The organism is Labrenzia sp. THAF187b (assembly GCF_009363375.1).
Lineage (GTDB): Bacteria > Pseudomonadota > Alphaproteobacteria > Rhizobiales > Stappiaceae > Roseibium > Roseibium algicola.
In genome coordinates this window covers 2,099,099-2,115,593 of the sequence record NZ_CP045344.1, presented here as the reverse complement: position 1 = coordinate 2,115,593, position 16,495 = coordinate 2,099,099, and the positions used below count along the sequence as shown (strand labels likewise).

At 60.5% G+C, this 16,495-nt stretch carries 15 protein-coding genes; 4 read left to right on the top strand and 11 right to left on the bottom strand.

Annotated features, from left to right (window positions below; translation table 11 throughout):
* Positions 1-5: 5 nt before the first annotated feature.
* The 6 genes from FIV03_RS09815 to FIV03_RS09790 all read right to left on the bottom strand — a co-directional run bounded on the left by FIV03_RS09815 (position 6) and on the right by FIV03_RS09790 (position 5,163).
* On the bottom strand, positions 6-938 hold the full coding sequence (locus tag FIV03_RS09815) for a proline racemase family protein (RefSeq protein ID WP_152509430.1): 933 nt from the start codon (positions 936-938) through the stop codon (positions 6-8).
* The gene (locus tag FIV03_RS09810) at positions 929-1,888 is read right to left on the bottom strand and encodes a dihydrodipicolinate synthase family protein (protein ID WP_152509429.1); all 960 of its coding nucleotides are present in this window, start codon (positions 1,886-1,888) and stop codon (positions 929-931) included. The genes FIV03_RS09815 and FIV03_RS09810 overlap by 10 nt, the downstream gene beginning before the upstream one ends.
* A 92-nt stretch (positions 1,889-1,980) precedes the next feature.
* Positions 1,981-2,703, bottom strand: coding sequence for an amino acid ABC transporter ATP-binding protein (locus FIV03_RS09805; protein ID WP_152509428.1), 723 nt, complete (start codon positions 2,701-2,703; stop codon positions 1,981-1,983).
* Entirely contained in the window at positions 2,700-3,362 is a 663-nt protein-coding gene (locus tag FIV03_RS09800) for an amino acid ABC transporter permease (protein ID WP_023000138.1), read from the bottom strand. Before FIV03_RS09800 ends, FIV03_RS09805 begins: the two co-directional genes overlap by 4 nt.
* 10 nt (positions 3,363-3,372) lie before the next feature.
* Positions 3,373-4,035 (bottom strand): amino acid ABC transporter permease, encoded by a 663-nt coding sequence (locus FIV03_RS09795; protein ID WP_055661559.1) that lies wholly within the window; start codon positions 4,033-4,035, stop codon positions 3,373-3,375.
* A gap of 327 nt (positions 4,036-4,362) precedes the next feature.
* Positions 4,363-5,163: a transporter substrate-binding domain-containing protein gene (locus tag FIV03_RS09790; protein ID WP_152509427.1), complete on the bottom strand. Its 801-nt coding sequence runs from the start codon at positions 5,161-5,163 to the stop codon at positions 4,363-4,365.
* A 394-nt stretch (positions 5,164-5,557) separates the two neighbouring features.
* On the opposite strand from FIV03_RS09790, the gene FIV03_RS09785 reads away from it, so the two are divergent.
* The gene (locus FIV03_RS09785) at positions 5,558-6,217 is read left to right on the top strand and encodes a GntR family transcriptional regulator (RefSeq protein ID WP_055661557.1); all 660 of its coding nucleotides are present in this window, start codon (positions 5,558-5,560) and stop codon (positions 6,215-6,217) included.
* Positions 6,218-6,234: 17 nt separating this feature from the next.
* On the opposite strand, the gene FIV03_RS09780 is transcribed toward FIV03_RS09785, so the two are convergent.
* The 4 genes from FIV03_RS09780 to FIV03_RS09765 all read right to left on the bottom strand — a co-directional run bounded on the left by FIV03_RS09780 (position 6,235) and on the right by FIV03_RS09765 (position 9,743).
* Positions 6,235-6,561, bottom strand: a complete 327-nt coding sequence (locus FIV03_RS09780) for a hypothetical protein (protein WP_062486855.1) — start codon at positions 6,559-6,561, stop codon at positions 6,235-6,237.
* Between the two features lie 32 nt (positions 6,562-6,593).
* Positions 6,594-7,274, bottom strand: coding sequence for a L,D-transpeptidase (locus FIV03_RS09775; protein WP_023000133.1), 681 nt, complete (start codon positions 7,272-7,274; stop codon positions 6,594-6,596).
* Positions 7,271-8,224 (bottom strand): glycine betaine ABC transporter substrate-binding protein, encoded by a 954-nt coding sequence (locus FIV03_RS09770; protein ID WP_152509426.1) that lies wholly within the window; start codon positions 8,222-8,224, stop codon positions 7,271-7,273. The genes FIV03_RS09775 and FIV03_RS09770 overlap by 4 nt, the downstream gene beginning before the upstream one ends.
* 154 nt (positions 8,225-8,378) lie before the next feature.
* Positions 8,379-9,743 (bottom strand): MBL fold metallo-hydrolase, encoded by a 1,365-nt coding sequence (locus FIV03_RS09765; RefSeq protein WP_286202280.1) that lies wholly within the window; start codon positions 9,741-9,743, stop codon positions 8,379-8,381.
* A 389-nt stretch (positions 9,744-10,132) separates the two neighbouring features.
* On the opposite strand from FIV03_RS09765, the gene FIV03_RS09760 reads away from it, so the two are divergent.
* Complete coding sequence (locus FIV03_RS09760; protein ID WP_286202279.1) at positions 10,133-11,275, top strand: patatin-like phospholipase family protein; 1,143 nt, start codon at positions 10,133-10,135, stop codon at positions 11,273-11,275.
* 18 nt (positions 11,276-11,293) lie between these two features.
* Here the strand turns inward: FIV03_RS09760 and FIV03_RS09755 are convergent, their stop codons facing one another.
* Entirely contained in the window at positions 11,294-11,980 is a 687-nt protein-coding gene (locus FIV03_RS09755; protein WP_152509424.1) for a TetR/AcrR family transcriptional regulator, read from the bottom strand.
* Positions 11,981-12,233: 253 nt separating this feature from the next.
* Between FIV03_RS09755 and FIV03_RS09750 the strand changes: the two genes are divergently transcribed.
* Both FIV03_RS09750 and FIV03_RS09745 read left to right on the top strand, forming a co-directional pair.
* Entirely contained in the window at positions 12,234-13,352 is a 1,119-nt protein-coding gene (locus FIV03_RS09750; RefSeq protein ID WP_205838739.1) for an efflux RND transporter periplasmic adaptor subunit, read from the top strand.
* Positions 13,352-16,489 carry an efflux RND transporter permease subunit gene (locus FIV03_RS09745; protein ID WP_152509423.1) on the top strand — a complete coding sequence of 1,046 codons (3,138 nt, stop codon included), beginning with the start codon at positions 13,352-13,354 and terminating at the stop codon, positions 16,487-16,489. The genes FIV03_RS09750 and FIV03_RS09745 overlap by 1 nt, the downstream gene beginning before the upstream one ends.
* The last annotated feature ends 6 nt before the right edge of the window (positions 16,490-16,495 follow it).

Here is a 16,495-nt window from a genome sequence, read left to right as displayed (position 1 = left end):
GTGGCTTAAAGGCGTATCCCTGCGCGGTAGGGGTCCGCCGGATTGAAAATCAGGTTGGCATCGGACGTGACGAAGGCCTGTCCGGTGATGGTGGGAATGACGCCACCACCCGGGCCGGGCTGGTAGCTGATCTTGTAGGTGCTGCCGATGACGCTTTCCTGCAGGTAGTCCTCACCCGGTGCCAGCGCACCGTCAGCGGCAAGGCAGGCCAGCTTGGCCGAACAGCCTGTCCCGCAGGGCGAGCGGTCATACGCACCACCCGGGCACAGCACGAAGTTGCGGCTTTGCGCGGACGGGTCTTCGGCCGGCCCGAACAGCTCGATATGGTCGATCCAGGCCCCGTCCTTACCGGTAACACCGGCCTTTTCCAGCGCATCGCGGATCTTCAGCGTGAGGTCGGTTAGTGGGCGGATATTGGCACCCGTCAGGGCAACCGGGCTGCTCTTGACCAGGAAGAACCAGTTGCCGCCCCAGGCGACATCACCGGTGACCGGGCCAATGCCTTCGACCTCGACCGTGACATCCTTCGCCAGCCGGTAGCTCTCGATGTTGACCACCGACACCGTGTTGGCGTCGATCAGATCGATCTCGACCACGCCCACCGGCGTTTCGAACTTGTGCCATCCCGGCCCGATCCGGCCGAGATGCGCCAGGGTGACACCAAGGCCGATGGTGGCGTGACCGCACATGCCAAGGTTCTGCAGGTTATTGAAGTAGATCACGCCGGCAACGCAATCCGGATCGGACGGCGGCACCAGCAGCGCTCCGATAATGGCATCGTGACCGCGCGGTTCCAGAACGACGGAAGCGCAGAAATCGAGATGCTCGGCTTCCAGCCGGGCGGCACGTTCCGCCAGTGTCCCCGATCCGAGATCGGGGCCACCATCGAGCACGACGCGGGTCGGTTCACCCGCGGTATGGCTGTCGATTACGCGCATTCGGCGATCACGCCGCCTTGCGTGCTCCAGTCGGCGTACCAGGTCTTGAACAGCTTGTACTGCGCTTCGACATAGTTGCGCTGCGCATCGTTGAGGGCATCGGTCTCGTTGAAGTGCAGCGTGTATTCGGTGTCGCCGTTTAACACCATCAGGTGCTTGTAGTAGAGCACCAGGTCCGGGCCTTCATCGAAGCTGGACAGAACAGCCAGCGCCTCTTCCAGTTCCTTTGCCCGCAGTCGAGCTTCCGCATGACCTTCTGCGGCCTTCTTGCAAAGCGCCACCAAGTGCAGAACTTCCTTGGGAATGGCATTGCCGATGCCGGTGATCGCACCGGTCGCACCACAGTTGATGAAGCCGTGATAGACGGCGGTGTCGACACCGACCATCAGCGTCACCTGGTCGTCCTGCGAGGTGATGTTTTCAGCCGCATAGCGCAGGTCCGCAAGGCCGCCGAATTCCTTGAAGCCGATCAGGTTCGGGAATTCCCGGCGCAGGTCGAAGAACAGGTCGGCGCGGGTGGCGAAACCGTAGTAAGGGCTGTTGTAGATCACCGCCGGCAGGTTCGGAGCCGCTTTCAGGATATCGCTGAAATGGTTGCGCTGCGCCGACACCGAGATGCCGCGAGACAGAACGCGCGGGATGACCATGAGACCATGCGCACCAACCTTTGCCGCATGTGCGGCATGGGCAACTGCGGACCTGGTGTTGACCGCACCGGTTCCGACGACCACCGGCACACCCGCTTTCACCAGACGCTCGACGCCTTCCATGCGCTGCTCGTCCGTCAGGAGAGGCCAGTCGCCCATGGAGCCGCAATAGACGACGGCGGACATGCCGGCTTCGATCAGGTCCTTGCCCTTCTTCACGAGGGCATCGAAATCGGGCGAACGGTCGGCCTTGCACGGGGTCATCAGGGCAGGCATGCAGCCGGAAAAGATATTGGACGTCATCATTCACTCCTGGATGGGTCGGGCCTGCCGGTTGGCTCCCACGTGCAAAGCACGGGCCTTGAGGCCTGACGGTTAGGTCTAGTTGCGCCGGGTCAGCGCACGTTAGCAAGAAATTTTCGGGTGTTCTCGGATTCAGCTTGACCGAAGATCTGGGCCGGCGGGCCGATCTCCTCCATTACGCCCTTGTGGAAGAAGGCGACCCGGTCGGAGACGTCCCGGGCAAAGCCCATTTCGTGAGTGACGCAGATCATCGTCATGCCTTCCTCGGCAAGCAGGCGCATCGTATCCAGCACTTCGCCGACCAGCTCCGGATCCAGCGCGGATGTCGCCTCGTCGAAGAGCATGTAGGTCGGCTCCATTGCCAGTGCCCGCGCAATCGCGAGACGCTGCTGCTGCCCGCCCGACAGATTGTTCGGATACACTTTCAGCTTGTCCGCAAGGCCGACATGGCGAAGCTGCTTTTCCGCAATCGCCTCGGCTTCCGCCTTCGATTTGCCCTTCACGATCCTCGGCGCCAGCGCAACATTTTCCAACGCGGTCAGATGCGGAAAGCTGTTCCATTGCTGGAACACCATGCCGAGCTTCTGGCGCAGCTTGTTGATGTCCGTCGCCTTGGCGTGAACGTTGGTGCCGTCGACCACCACCGATCCCTTCTGGATCGGCTCCAGACCGTTGATGCAATAGAGCAGTGTCGACTTGCCCGACCCGGACGCGCCGATGACGGAAAGCACTTCGCCCTTTTCGACATCAAGGTCGATGCCCTTGAGCACCTGAAGAGCGCCGAAATATTTCTCAAGGCCGCGTATCTCGATCATTGGGCCCACCTTTTTTCCAGTTTTGCGGCATAGCGCGAGATCGGGAAGGACAGCGCGAAGTAGAACGCGCCGGCGAGGGAGAGGATCAGGAAGGGTTCCTGTGTCCGCGTGATCAGGATCTGGCTGGCCTTGAGCAGCTCGACATAGCCGAGCACGGACACCAGCGCGGAATCCTTCATGACGCCGAGCGCAACACCGACCCAGGCCGGAAAGACGGCCCGCCCGCCGATGGGCAACACCACGTAGCGCATGTCCTGCCAGTAGCTGAGTCCCAGCGAACGCGCCGCCCGGCGCATCGGCTTGCCGACAGCCTCGATGCCGCCGCGGGCAACGTTGGCTACCAGAGAAGCGGTGTAGGCGGTCAGGATCACCACGCCCGACGCAAACGGATCGAAATCCAGACCGACGATGGGCGCAAAATTGTAGAACAGCACAAGCTGGATAATCAGCGGCACGGAGCGGAACACATCCAGCACCGGCCCCAGCAGCAGCGTCGCCGCCAGCCGGCCCTCGTAAAGCATCCAGCCGAACAGACCGCCGAGCACGGTCCCGATGGTAATCGACACAGCCGAGATCCAGAGGGTCCGGAGTGCAGCTTCACCGAGGAACCAGAAGTCGTGAATGTTGAAGCCTGAAAAGAAGCTGATGGATTCTTTCATGTCAGCCCCCTCAGTACCGGAACAGGCGCATGGCAAGTAGCCGGGACGCCGCCAGGATGAATTTGACGATCACGTAGTAGATGACGGCCGTGACTGCGAAATATTCGAAGATGCGGAAGGTACGGCTGGCAAAGAACTGGGTCTCGCCTGACAGTTCGCGGAACCCGACCAGCATGCCGAGTGAAGACATCAACACCGCCCAGACCATCTGGTTGGTGACCGGGTGATAGACGATGCGAAAAACCTGCGGGATGACGATGCGGGTATAGGCCTGCCAGGAGGTCATTCCCAACGACCGTGCCGCCCGCAGCTGAGTCTCGGGCACAGCCTGAAAGCCGCCGCGAAAATTCTCCGCCAGATAGCCGGCACAGTTGAAGCTGAGCCCGGCAAGTACGATGAAAAACGGCGTCAGGTGAATGCCGAAGGCGCCGAGCCCGAAGCCGAAGAAGAACAGCTGGAACAGCGCTGGCGTATTGCGCGCCAGTTCCACCCACGTTGTCGCAAGCCAGTAGAGTGGCCCCTTCAGCTTCAGCCGGATCAGCGCCAGCGCAAGACCGACCACGATGCCGATCACCATCGACAGGGTCGCGACTTCAAGCGTCAGCAAGCCGGCCTCCAGCAGATCGGGCAGGCTTTTCAGCACTGGCCGCCAATGGAAATTATAGTCGAACATTTGTTACGAATTGCTCCGGCTATCCCGCCTTATCGGGGCAAGGCATACGCATTCGTGAGATCCCGTCAGACAAGAGCACTCTCGAGGTTGTTATTCCGGATGTCACCCCGGACAAGCGCAGCGCAGATCCGGGGCCTACTCTTGGTGAAACTTGCTGAAGCCGCGGATCTCTTCACCGAGGATCAGCACACGCCTCAAACTTTCCGGGGGTGAGTGGACCCCGGATCTCCCTTTCGGTCGCCCGGGGTGACACTGTATTTGTCGCAAGTTGCAGGTGAACCCGGCTCTCATCCGAGGAGGACAGGCTCACCCGTCAAGGCATCACCCTCAGTACATCACACCCGGGATACGCAGTTCCGGAGCTTCGCCACCGACATATTTGCCCCACAGCTCGGCATAGCGGCCGGAGCGAACCTGGTGGGTGACGAAGAGGTTGAGGAAGTTCAGCCAGGTCACGTCTTCGCGCTTGGCGACAACGGAAGTGTAATCCGTGGTCCAAGGCATGCGCGGGCCGGGCTCCAGCGTTTCATACTGGTCGGTGACCGGCTTGACGGCGGTGTTGGTGGTCAGGCCGATATCGGCCTTGCCCTGGGCAACAGCAAGAAACACTTCGTTTTCGGACTGATAGCCCTGGTAGAGATGCTCTTCGTCCCATTCGGCCGCAATCTTGAGCCACTCCTGCTCCGGCACGGTACCGATAGCGGCAGCAACACGCTTGCCCCGGATATCTTCAAAAGAGCTGATTCCGCTCTCAGTGTTGACGACACCCTGTGCGTAATAGATCGCGTAGGGAATGGTGAAACCGACGGTACGGGCACGGGCGAGACTGTCGGAAGTTGCGCCGAACACCACATCCGCGCGGCCTGTCACGATCACCGGCAGGCGCTCGGCCCAGGTTACCGGATAGATGATCGGCTCGACTTCAAGCGCTGCGGCGAGATCATTGCAATATTCCACATCGAAACCGGCCGGCTCGTTGTTCTCGTCCCGATAGCCGATCGGCGGAAAGTCCAGCACGACGCCGCATTTCAGCTGACCGCGATCGACAACATCGTCCAGCGTGTCGGCTTTGACCGGCAGCGCGGCGGCAAGTGAAAGGGCTGCGGCAGCCACAAATTTCCTGATCATGAGTTCCCCTCTTCCTTCTGAAGCATTCTGGCCCCGGCGCTTGCACGCTCCGGGTCTTTTCTTGCCCGGCCGGCAGGTTTCCCGCTCGATCCGGACCAGGTCTTTGCCCTACAGCCTCCCGAGCTGTCGGGGTATTCCGGCTCATCCGCCGGACGGCAGATGCGCCTCCCGTCGGTCTTCGCTCATCGTGCGCCGGGCCTTCCAGCCTTCGGTGCATCGCACCCGGACTTCGCAGCACCAGCTGTTCCATCAACTGCTGCCTGCTGCGTTCCCTTGGGCCCGAGATTGATAAACCAGATTGGATCCAATATTCAATATAAAATATTCGAAATCATTTTCGCTTCACCAATCAAGGGCGATCCCGTAAAAGGTGGCTTCAGGGAGAATTGGTCCTATGAAACTGAAAACGATGGATATTTCCGCGACTGCTTCGGCCTCGTCGATTGTGTTCGACGCGCTGCGGAAAGCCATTATCGAGGGCCAGCTTGAAGAAGGCGAACCTCTCCGCCAGGACGAAATCGCCCGCCTGTTCAACACCAGCCGCATTCCGGTACGCGAAGCGATCTCACGCCTGGAGGAACAGGGCCTCGTCAAGACCCAGCGCTACAAGGGGGCTGTCGTCGCCGGTCTGTCACCCAGGGAAACGGCGGAAATCTTTGACCTGCGCGCGCTGGTCGAACCGGAAATCATCCGCAACGCCGTTCCGCTGATGTCCAAGGAATTGCTGGCAGACGCACGGGAAAAATGCGCGGCGTTCTCCTCGGCCACCGATCCGATGGCCTATGGCGACCTCAACCGCGATTTTCACGAAACGCTCTACAGCGCCAGTGATCTGAAGTTCTTTCAGGAGATTGCCGACAACGCCATCGACCGGGTGGAACGGCAGATCCGGGCCCAGCTGGTCATGTCCAACGGCATGGAACGGGCGGGACGCGAACATTTCGCCATCCTGGAAGCCTGCGAAAAAGGCGACGCGGACCTCGCCTCCAACCTCACCCGGGAACACATCCACGGGGCCAAGGCTTCACTCTTGAAGCATCTGCCGGAGGCTTGAAGCCGCCCGGCTCTTCCTTAAACGCGATTGATCGACTGAACGGTGCCGGCTTCGTCAATGACGCAAACTGCCTGCCCGCCATCGAAGGTCAGGTTGACCTGATAGGCGTTTTCGCCCGAAGGCATGGAGCTGACGGGCAGAACATTGCCGCCGGTAACCTGCAGCTCTTCTGCGGCCTTCGAGGCACAAAGCAATTGCAGGTCGGTTGGTGCGGTTTCGCCTGACGAACGCACGGCACCGGCGGTCGGTGTCTGGTTGGAGCTGGTGTTGCAGCCCGCGACGACGGAAAGACAAAGACCGGCGGCCAGTCCCGCAACAAGCCTGTTCGATACCCTGATGTTCATTTCAAGTTTCTCCCACCCTTCACCGACAGGTCTCACACGCCCTTGTAAAGGGCAGCCCCCTGCATCAGCACAATCACCTTCGCGCCAACTTCCACGCGGCTGTAGAGATCCGCGACATCCTCGTTGTTCAGGCGAATACAGCCCGATGAGATATTGAGACCGATCGTCCAGGGCTGGTTGGTGCCATGGATGCGGTAGATGGAATCCTTGTTGCCGATATAAAGATACATCGCACGGGCGCCGAGCGGATTGTCGGGCCCGCCTGGCATACCGCCCGCCCACTGGGCGGATTCAGGATCACGGGCAATCATTTCCGGTGGCGGTGTCCAGGTCGGCCATTCCTGCATGCGGCCGATCTTGACGATGCCGGCCCAGCCGAAGCCGTCGCGGCCCACGCCAATCCCGTATCGGATCGCCTGAAAGTTGGGCTGAACCAGGTAAAGGAAGTGCCTGTCTCCATCGATGATGATGGTACCGGGCTTTTCAGCCGTGCGGAACGGAACCACCTGCCGCCGGAATTCCTCAGGCGACTGGCCATGCCGGTTATAGAACTTCGCCGCTGCGCGCGGGGTGTAGTCCACCCATTTGCGTGTCGTCGGATCGTAGATCTGCGTCTGGAAGGATTGCGCCAGCGCCACGCCGGCAAAGGCCAGCACCGCAATGGCCGGCACCCAGTTCAAGACAGTGCGAAATGCGCTCGGCAGCCTGATCATTTGGTCCACTCCCCGATCCTGTCCGCATTCGCGGCAATCCAGTCCCTTGCAACATCTTCTGCCGGTTTGCCCTCGACAACGACGGCATAGCTCATCCCGGTCACATCGGCCGGTGTCAGTTCCATGGCAGACAGGAACGAGGCCACTTCGGGCATGCCGCTTTCAAGGGATGTTGCAAAGGCAATCTTGAAACTGGATTCGTCCCAGGCGGTGTCGGCGTGCGACTTTTCCAGCCAGTCGTTGTCCTGGGCGCGGGTGACGATTGTCCAGCGTGCCGGGTCATACGCTGGCTCTTCCAGCTTCACGATGTCATGAAGTTCAAAAACATGGTGCGGTCCGTAACAATAGAAGACCACGGGCTTGCCGAAGGATACGGCCGCATCGACGGCGGCCATGGCGACATCTTCCGGCATTTCCAGCAGCGTCATTGTCTGGTCGTAGCCGTAAGAATGCGCCCTGATCTTTTCGATCTCCGTTGACGACCAGCTCGGGGCGCCAATCCAGATCTCGCCCTTGCCATCGCCGTCACTGTCGAATTGCGCGGCCATCTCAGGCTTCACGAGGTCGGCCACCGCCTTGATGCCGGTTTGTTCAACCGTTGCGCGTGTCGCGCAGATATTCTGCGTCGCGGCGACGCTCTTGGGGCTGAGCGACAGAACCTGCTTTTCCTCGCTCAACCTCCCAGCCATTGCAGACAGGTTGGGAAACCAGACTTCCGGATGTACCTGGACCTCGCCCCGGCTGATATCGGAGAGAATTGTCAGCGTGCCTCGATCACGCAGGTCCGTCTCCACGCCGAGACGCTCTTTCAGAATATCATCAATGATGTAGGCGGTGACCTGTGCCGAGGGCCAGGCGGGCACGCCGATCACAACGGCATCGGCCCTGGCAGACGTGACGGCGGCAACCGCCATGATCGAGGACATGAGAACAGAACGCCACACAGCCATTACTCCCTACACACCTAGGCCCCTACCTTAAACACTGCGACAAATCTGACGCAACGGCAAATAGCAAAAACGATTATTTCCAGTGCCTCGCAGGTTCCGACATCGGCATTCATTCCTTCTGTACGGAAGCTGGGGAAGGAGCTCTTGGCGATCGTTATTCCAGTTCAACGTCTTCCCGGTAGTCCGGCAGCCAGCACGGCCAATCCAGCTCGCTCTCGATCCTGTAGCGCAGGGCGTCGGCGGCATCCGGCTCGCCATGCGTGATGTAAGTCATCCTTGGCGGCCGCTCGAAGTTTCCCAGCCACCGCATGATTTCGTCCGCATCCGCATGCGCTGACAGCATGTGCAGGTTGCCGACCTCCGCCCGGATCGGCACGTCGGAGCCATGGATCCGGACACTTGCCGCACCGGACGTGATCGCCGCGCCTCTCGTTCCCCCAGCCTGAAAGCCCGCGAACAGGATCATGTTGCGATGGTCGGGCGCATAGTGTTTCAGGTGATGCAGCACCCGGCCGCCGGTCGCCATGCCGCTGGCCGAAACGATGACCTTGGGCATACGGTTCCGGTCGAGATCCTTGGATTCCTCCACATCGGCCACATAATGGGCCGCCCCGTTGGACCAGTCGCATTCTTCCGCCGTCAACCGGTGGTCGTCCGGGTGTTTGCCATAGATGTTGGAGGCGCTGACGGCCATGGGACTGTCGAGAAAGACCGGCAGGTCGGGAATTCGGCCGTCTTCCTTCAGGCTCTGTATGTGGAACAGCAGTGATTGCGCCCGGCCGACCGCAAAGGAGGGGATGACAACGGTGCCACCGCGCCGTGCGGTCTTGGTGATGGCTTCGGCCAGGATGTCCTCGGCATCAAGGTTTTCGTGCCGGCGGTTGCCATAGGTGGATTCGACCAGCAGGTAATCCGCCTCGCGGATCGGCGACGGATCGAACATCGTCGCATCACCGTAGCGCCCGAGGTCTCCGGAAAAGACGATCCTTGTGCCACCCCAGATCAGCTCCACAATCGCCGCCCCCAGGATATGCCCGGCCTTGCGGAAGGTAACGCTGAAAGCACCCAGCAGTTCATGCACGTCATCGAAGTCCACTGGCCGGAACCGGTCCAGCGACACTTCCGCATCCTTTTTCGTATAGAGCGGCAGGGCCGGGCGGTGCTTCGAGAACCCGTGACGGTTGGCGAATTCCGCGTCCTTTTCCTGCAAAAACCCACTGTCCGGCAGGAGGATCGCGCACAGATCCCGCGTCGCCCTTGTGCAGACAACGGGCCCCTTGAAGCCGTTGCGAACCAGGAGGGGCAGATAGCCGGAGTGATCCAGATGGGCGTGGGTCAGGATGACAGCGTCGATTGTTTTCGGATCGACAGGCAAGGGCGCCCAGTTCTTGAGCCGCAATTGCTTGTACCCCTGGAACAGCCCGCAATCGACCAGCACACGTATGCCGTCTTTCTCCAGCAGGTATTTCGAGCCTGTAACAGTGCCGACGCCTCCGAGAAAAGTCAGTTTCACGCTCATTGCGCTGCATCCTCCCGATCGTCTGCACAAAGTTTCAGCCAAAACGACGCCACCCGCCCGCACATTTCGGGAAGGTATCTGAATTCAGACATGGAATCAGGAACTTGCGCAAGTCTCCCTTTTGTCGCGCAGATTTCGAAACATCGCATCGCAGCAGTCTTTTTCCCGCGGAAGGCTGCCGTTTCTCACCGTAAAAGCCGGTCGAAACGCGTGCACACATTGAAAGATGCTGCATTGCAGCATATCTTAGTCTTCCGATGCACCGGCAGGCCGTAAAATGGTTTACCGCCAAAATCCGCTCACCAGCGGCCGGGCACGAAACTCAAGCAAAAAAATCACGAGGAAACGTTTCGGGGCTGGACACTACTTCGTGGAAAGGAACCCGGACCTTGAAACATACTGTTTCACATAGCGCTACAGGAGCGCGCAGGACACGTGTGAACCTGGCGCTCCAGGGTGGCGGTGCCCATGGCGCCTTCACCTGGGGCGTATTGGACCGTCTCCTGGAGGAAGAGACACTCGAAATCAACGCCCTTTCGGGCACATCCGCCGGCGCGATGAATGCGGCGGCTCTGCTGACCGGCCTTATGAAAGGCGGGCGCGAAGAAGCGCGCACGTCACTGGAGGGCTTCTGGAAAACGGTTTCCAAACGAAGCCGGTTTACCCCCTTCAACATGACGACATCGAGAGCTGTGCTCGGTGGGTTGGGAATAGATTTCGAAAGCCTGCCGTTTCTCTTCGGCGCGGGAATGAACTTCCTGTCGCCCTACGATCTCAACCCGGCAGGCTTCAACCCTTTACGGGAAATCATAGACGAAACGATCGACATCGACGCCATTGCCCGCTCGGCCATACCGCTGCATGTGACTGCGACCCATGTCGGTTCGGGTGAAGCGCGCATCTTTTCCAACGATGCCGTCAGCACCGATGTGCTTCTGGCATCGGCCTGTCTCCCGTCTCTCTTTCACGCGGTCGAAATCGACGGCGAGCACTACTGGGACGGCGGCTATACCGGCAACCCCAGCCTGATGCCTCTGGTTCTGGAACCGGGCGATGCGGATCTGTTGCTGGTCCAGACGAGCCCCACCGAACGAGCTGCCCTGCCGCAGGACGCCCAGCAGATCGCCGCGCGCGAAAAGGAGATCTCCTTCAATGCGCCTTTGATCAAGGAACTGCGATTGCTGGCGGAATTGCAGCATCAAGCAGGCGCCGGCACACAGTCGCCCCGGCAAGGTTTCCTGCCGAGCCTGACAGGCCTCAACGCCAATCGTGCCGCCAGCCCGGCTGCCAATCCGATCGCCAACCTGCGGATCCACCGGATTGCAGGCGCCGGCATGAATGGCCGTAGCGGTCAATCCAAGCTCAACTCCACCTGGCCGTTCCTGGAGGAATTGCGCGAGGAAGGCCGCACCGCTGCCGATGAGTTTCTTGAAAAGAACCGCGCAGAACTTGGTAAGCGGTCGACGCTGGATCTCGGTCACTGGCTGCAAAGAGCCGATCCCGCCCCTCTTCGCAAGGCCAAGGCATCCTGATGCATCGCTCCTGAACGGTCAGCGTGGCAGCAGGCCGTTCAGGATGAGCTGGATGGTGTGATTGAGGTAGGTGCGAATATCCGACAGGCCGGTGATCATGTCGGGTGTCTTCGGGCGGAACAGCCGAGCTGCAATGAGGACATCCAGAAGATACTTTGCCGTGTCGCGCGAAGACTGGACCACGATCCGGCCCTTTGCGACCTCGTCCTCCACCCAGGCAGTCACCACGTCATGCAGTTCGCTGCCGCAGTGTTTCCTCAAAAGCATGCCCAGCTCTTCGTTCGCGACGGCCTCCACATAGAACAGACGCATTTCGGCAGCCTGCTGATTGTGTTTTTCATCGCTCTGGTCAACCTTGAAGACCGCCCTCAGGGCTTCTTCGAGAGTTTCGGCCTTTCGGCCCGCCGGAACATCAAGAAGATTGGCACGGTGGCGTATTGCGAGTTCAGCGAAGAGCTCGATTTTCGAAGGAAACAGCTCGTAAAGCGTCCGCTTGGAAATCCCGGCATTCTTGGCGACCAAGGCCATGGTCGTGCCGTTGTAGGAATGCTTCTGGAACGTGCCGAAGGCGACCTCGACAACGCGCGCCTTCAGCGTCGCCTCGTCATGGACCTTTTGCCGTCCGCGTTGCCGCTGTTCGTTACAGTCATCCTGCCCGCCTGGGCAGGAACCCGTTTGCACAATTTTTGTTCTTGAAGAGCTCATTATGTCTCCTCCCCGTTACGAACTGATACCGAAAATCGATTGACGAGGGAACCTTGAAGAGAATAATGGTACCCGAGAGTTTTCTAATACTCCACAGCATTCGCTTCCAAAGAGGTTCCTCCCGGAAATGACGTGTACCCCTCTCGGTTCGAGCACTGCGTACCTGTGCTCTACGAAGAAGCCGTTCCGTGCTTTTCTCATCGCTTTCCTGATTTCCACCAACCTGGGGTCCGGCATTGCTCAGGCCCAGCAGATGCGAGGGGCCGCACCCAAACCGGAAGTCGGCGTTGTCGAACTTGAGCCCGAGTCGGTCGCGATCACGGCCAAGCTTTCGGGCAGGATCGCAGCGTCCCTCGATGCGGAAGTCCGGCCCGAGGTCGGCGGCATCATCAAGGAACGCCTGTTCAAGGAAGGCACGGAGGTCACAGCCGGTGACGTGCTCTACCGGATCGAGGACGATCTCTACAAGGCAGCACACGACAGCGCCCAGGCAGCTCTCCAGAAAGCGGAAGCTGCCCTGCCGAGCGCCCAGACAAAAGTTGAACGCTACGAGGAACTGATCACGCAGAACGCCGTCGCCAAGCAGGAGCTGGACGACGCCAAGGCGGCGCTCGCCCAGGCAAAGGCGGACATCGCCTCCGCAAAGGCCAGCGTGCAGACTGCAAGGATCAATCTCGACAACACCGTCATCAAGGCACCGATTTCGGGCCGCATCGAAGCCTCGACGCTGAACGTCGGCGCATTGGTGACCGCCAGCCAGTCGGCCCCGCTGACCATCATCCGTCAGCTTGACCCGATCAATGTCGACGTCACCCAGTCGAGCACCAACCTGCTGAAGCTGCGAAAGGCCGTGCGCGAAGGCCGGATCAAGTTGTCCGGTGACAACGTGCAGGTGCGCCTGCTGCTGGAAACCGGAGAGGAATACTCCGAAACCGGCAAGCTGGAATTTTCGGAAGCCCACGTTGACCCGACAACCGGCACCTACACGCTGCGCGCCGAATTCCCGAACCCCGATCGTTTGCTCCTGCCGGGCATGTACGTCCAGGCCATCGTCGAGGAAGGCATTGCGCAGAACTCGTTCCTCGTGCCGCAGCGCGCCGTTTCGCGCAACGCGAGAGGCGAACCGACGGCATTGTTCCTCGACCAGGACGGCAAGGTGGAAGAGCGCGTCCTGAGGGTCGAAGGCGACATCGGCAACAACTGGCTGGTCAACGAAGGCATCTCGGAGGGAGACCGGGTCATCGTTGAAGGCTCGCTGTTCGTGCGGGCCGGCCAGGAGGCAACAGGCACTCTGGTGACCATTGACGAAGCAACGGGGGAGGTGGAAAGCCGCGGTGAAGCGGTGTCGAACACAAGTGAGACTTCCGACTGATGTCAGCTTTCTTCATCGACAGGCCGATCTTTGCCTGGGTCATTGCCATTGTCACGATGCTGGCAGGCGCACTGGCCATCACGACGCTTTCCGTTTCGCAATATCCGCAAATTGCACCGACCACGGTCAACATCAGTGCCAATTATCCGGGCGCCGATGCGGCGACGGTCGAGAACTCGATTACCAAGGTGATCGAACAGGGCATGTCCGGGATCGATTACCTGGACTACATGACCGCGACGTCTTCGAACTCCGGTTCAGCCCAGATCTCGCTGACGTTCTCCTCCAAGGCGGATCCGGACGTTGCCCAGATGCAGGTGCAGAACAAGCTGCAGCTTGTTTCCAGCCAGCTGCCGCAGATCGTCCAGAACACCGGCATCACCGTCACCAAGTCGACTTCCGGCTTCCTGATGGTGCTCGGCTTCGTTTCGACGGACGGACGCCTGACTTCCACCGACATTGCCGACTATGTCGACAACACGCTCAACGACACGCTGAAACGCGTCGAGGGCGTCGGTGAAACCCGGCTGTTCGGCTCCGGCTATGCCATGCGCATCTGGCTCGACCCGACGAAACTGCTGAAATACAACCTGATGCCGAGCGATGTCAGCTCCGCCATCCAGGCCCAGAACACCCAGGTTTCCGCCGGTCAGCTTGGCGGTCTGCCGCAGGCCGAGGGGCAGCAGCTCAACGCGACCATAACCGCCTCCAGCCGCCTGCAGACTGCACAGCAGTTCCGCGACATCATTCTGAAGAGCTCCGAAGATGGCTCTGTCGTTCGTCTCAACGATGTCGCCCGGGTGGAAGTTGCCAACGAAAGCTACAGCACCTCTGCCTTCTACAACGGCATGCCGGCGTCCGGCCTTGCGGTCTCGCTTGCGACCGGTGCAAACGCCATCGACACCGCCCAGCGGGTACGCGACACCATCGACCGGCTCTCCTCCACGCTGCCTGCCGGGGTCGACGTGGTCTATCCCTATGACACCACCCCCTTCGTGAAGCTCTCCATCGAGAAGGTGGTCCACACACTGCTGGAAGCAGTCGTGCTGGTGTTCCTGGTGATGTATCTCTTCCTGCAGAACCTGCGCGCGACCATCATTCCGACACTTGCCGTGCCCGTGGTTCTGCTCGGCACCTTCGGGGTGCTTGCGCTGTTCGGCTATTCGATCAACACGCTAACGATGTTCGCCATGGTGCTCGCCATCGGGCTATTGGTGGATGACGCCATCGTCGTGGTGGAAAACGTCGAACGCGTGATGGCGGAGGAAGGTTTGCCACCACGCGAGGCAACCCGCAAATCCATGAACGAGATCACCGGCGCCTTGATCGGCATTGCGGTTGTGCTGTCCGCCGTCTTCGTGCCGATGGCGTTTTTCGGCGGCTCCGTCGGGATCATTTACCGCCAGTTCTCGATCACCATCGTTTCGGCCATGGTGCTGTCGGTATTCGTTGCGCTCATCCTGACGCCTGCGCTGTGCGCCACCATGCTGAAGCAGGGTGACCACGGCCACAAGCGTGGTCCCTTCGCCTGGTTCAACAGGGGTTTCGACGCAAGCGCAAACGGTTACAGGGCAGCAAATGGCGGCATCCTGAAACGCGGCAAGCGCTTCCTTGTGCTGTTCATCGCAATCGGCGTTGCCATGGGCTGGATGTTCAATCGCCTGCCAAGCTCCTTCCTGCCGCAGGAAGACCAGGGCATTCTGATTGCCATGGTCAACCTGCCCGTTGGCGCGACCCAGGGCCGAACACTGACCGTGCTCGACAAGGTACGCACCCACTTCATGGAGAACGAGCCGGATGCGGTCGACAGCGTCTTCACCGTCGCCGGCTTCGGTTTCGGCGGTCAGGGACAGAATGTCGGCCTCGCCTTCATCCGCATGAAGGACTTCACCGAGCGCGAAGACCCGCGACTTGCCGCCCAGGCAGTTGCCGGCCGCGCCATGGGAGCCTTCTCGCAGTTCAAGGACGCCCGTGTGTTCGCCCTTGCCCCGCCTTCCATTCAGGGCATGGGCAACACCAACGGCTTTTCGTTCTACCTGCAGGACATCAATGGCGCCGGTCATGACCGGCTGATGGAGGTTCGCAACCAGTTGCTGGGCATGGCGGCACAATCCGGCAAACTGGCGGCGACACGGCCCAACGGCCAGGAAGACCAGCCGCAGTTCAAGGTCGACATCGACACGCAGAAAGCGCGCCTGCTCGACCTCGGCATCCCGGACATCAACGACACCCTGTCGATTGCCTGGGGGTCCGACTACGTCAACGACTTCATGGACCGTGGCCGCATCAAGCCGGTCTATGTACAGGCCGATGCCCCGTTCCGCATGCAGCCGTCCGATCTGGACCTGTGGCACGTGCGCAATTCCAATGGTGACATGGTGCCCTTCAGCGCTTTCGCCTCATCGCGCTGGACCTATGGTTCCCCGCGGCTGGAGCGCTTCAACGGCGCGTCGGCTGTGGAACTGCAGGGCCAGGCGGCTCCCGGCATCAGCTCGGGTGACGCGATGGCGGAAATCGATGCGCTCGTGGCCCAGCTTCCGGCAGGCTTCGTTCATGAATGGACCGGCCTTTCCTATCAGGAACGGCTTTCGGGCGATCAGGCCGCGTCGCTTTATGCGATCTCGATCCTGATCGTGTTCCTGTGCCTTGCCGCCCTTTATGAAAGCTGGTCGATCCCCTTCGCGGTGATGCTGTCGGTCCCAATCGGCGTCTTCGGCGCCCTGGCGGCGGCCCTGATCTTCGGGCAAACCAACGACGTCTACTTCAAGGTCGGCCTGCTGACGACCATCGGCCTGGCGGCGAAGAATGCCATCCTGATCGTGGAGTTCGCCATCGAACAACAACGACAGGGCAAGGACCTGCTGCAGGCGACACTGGACGCCGCTCGCCAGCGGCTCCGGCCGATCCTGATGACGTCGTTCGCCTTCATCCTGGGTGTGACGCCACTGGCGATTGCCACCGGGGCAGGTTCGGGTGCGCAGAACTCCATCGGCATCGGCGTGATGGGCGGCATGATCGCCTCCACCGTGCTCGGCATCTTTTTCGTGCCGCTCCTGTTCGTCACCGTGCGGCGCATCTTCAGCCGCAAGCAGACCAACGAAGCAGCCCCCGACACTTCAGGCAGCAAAGCCCATTGAGAGAGT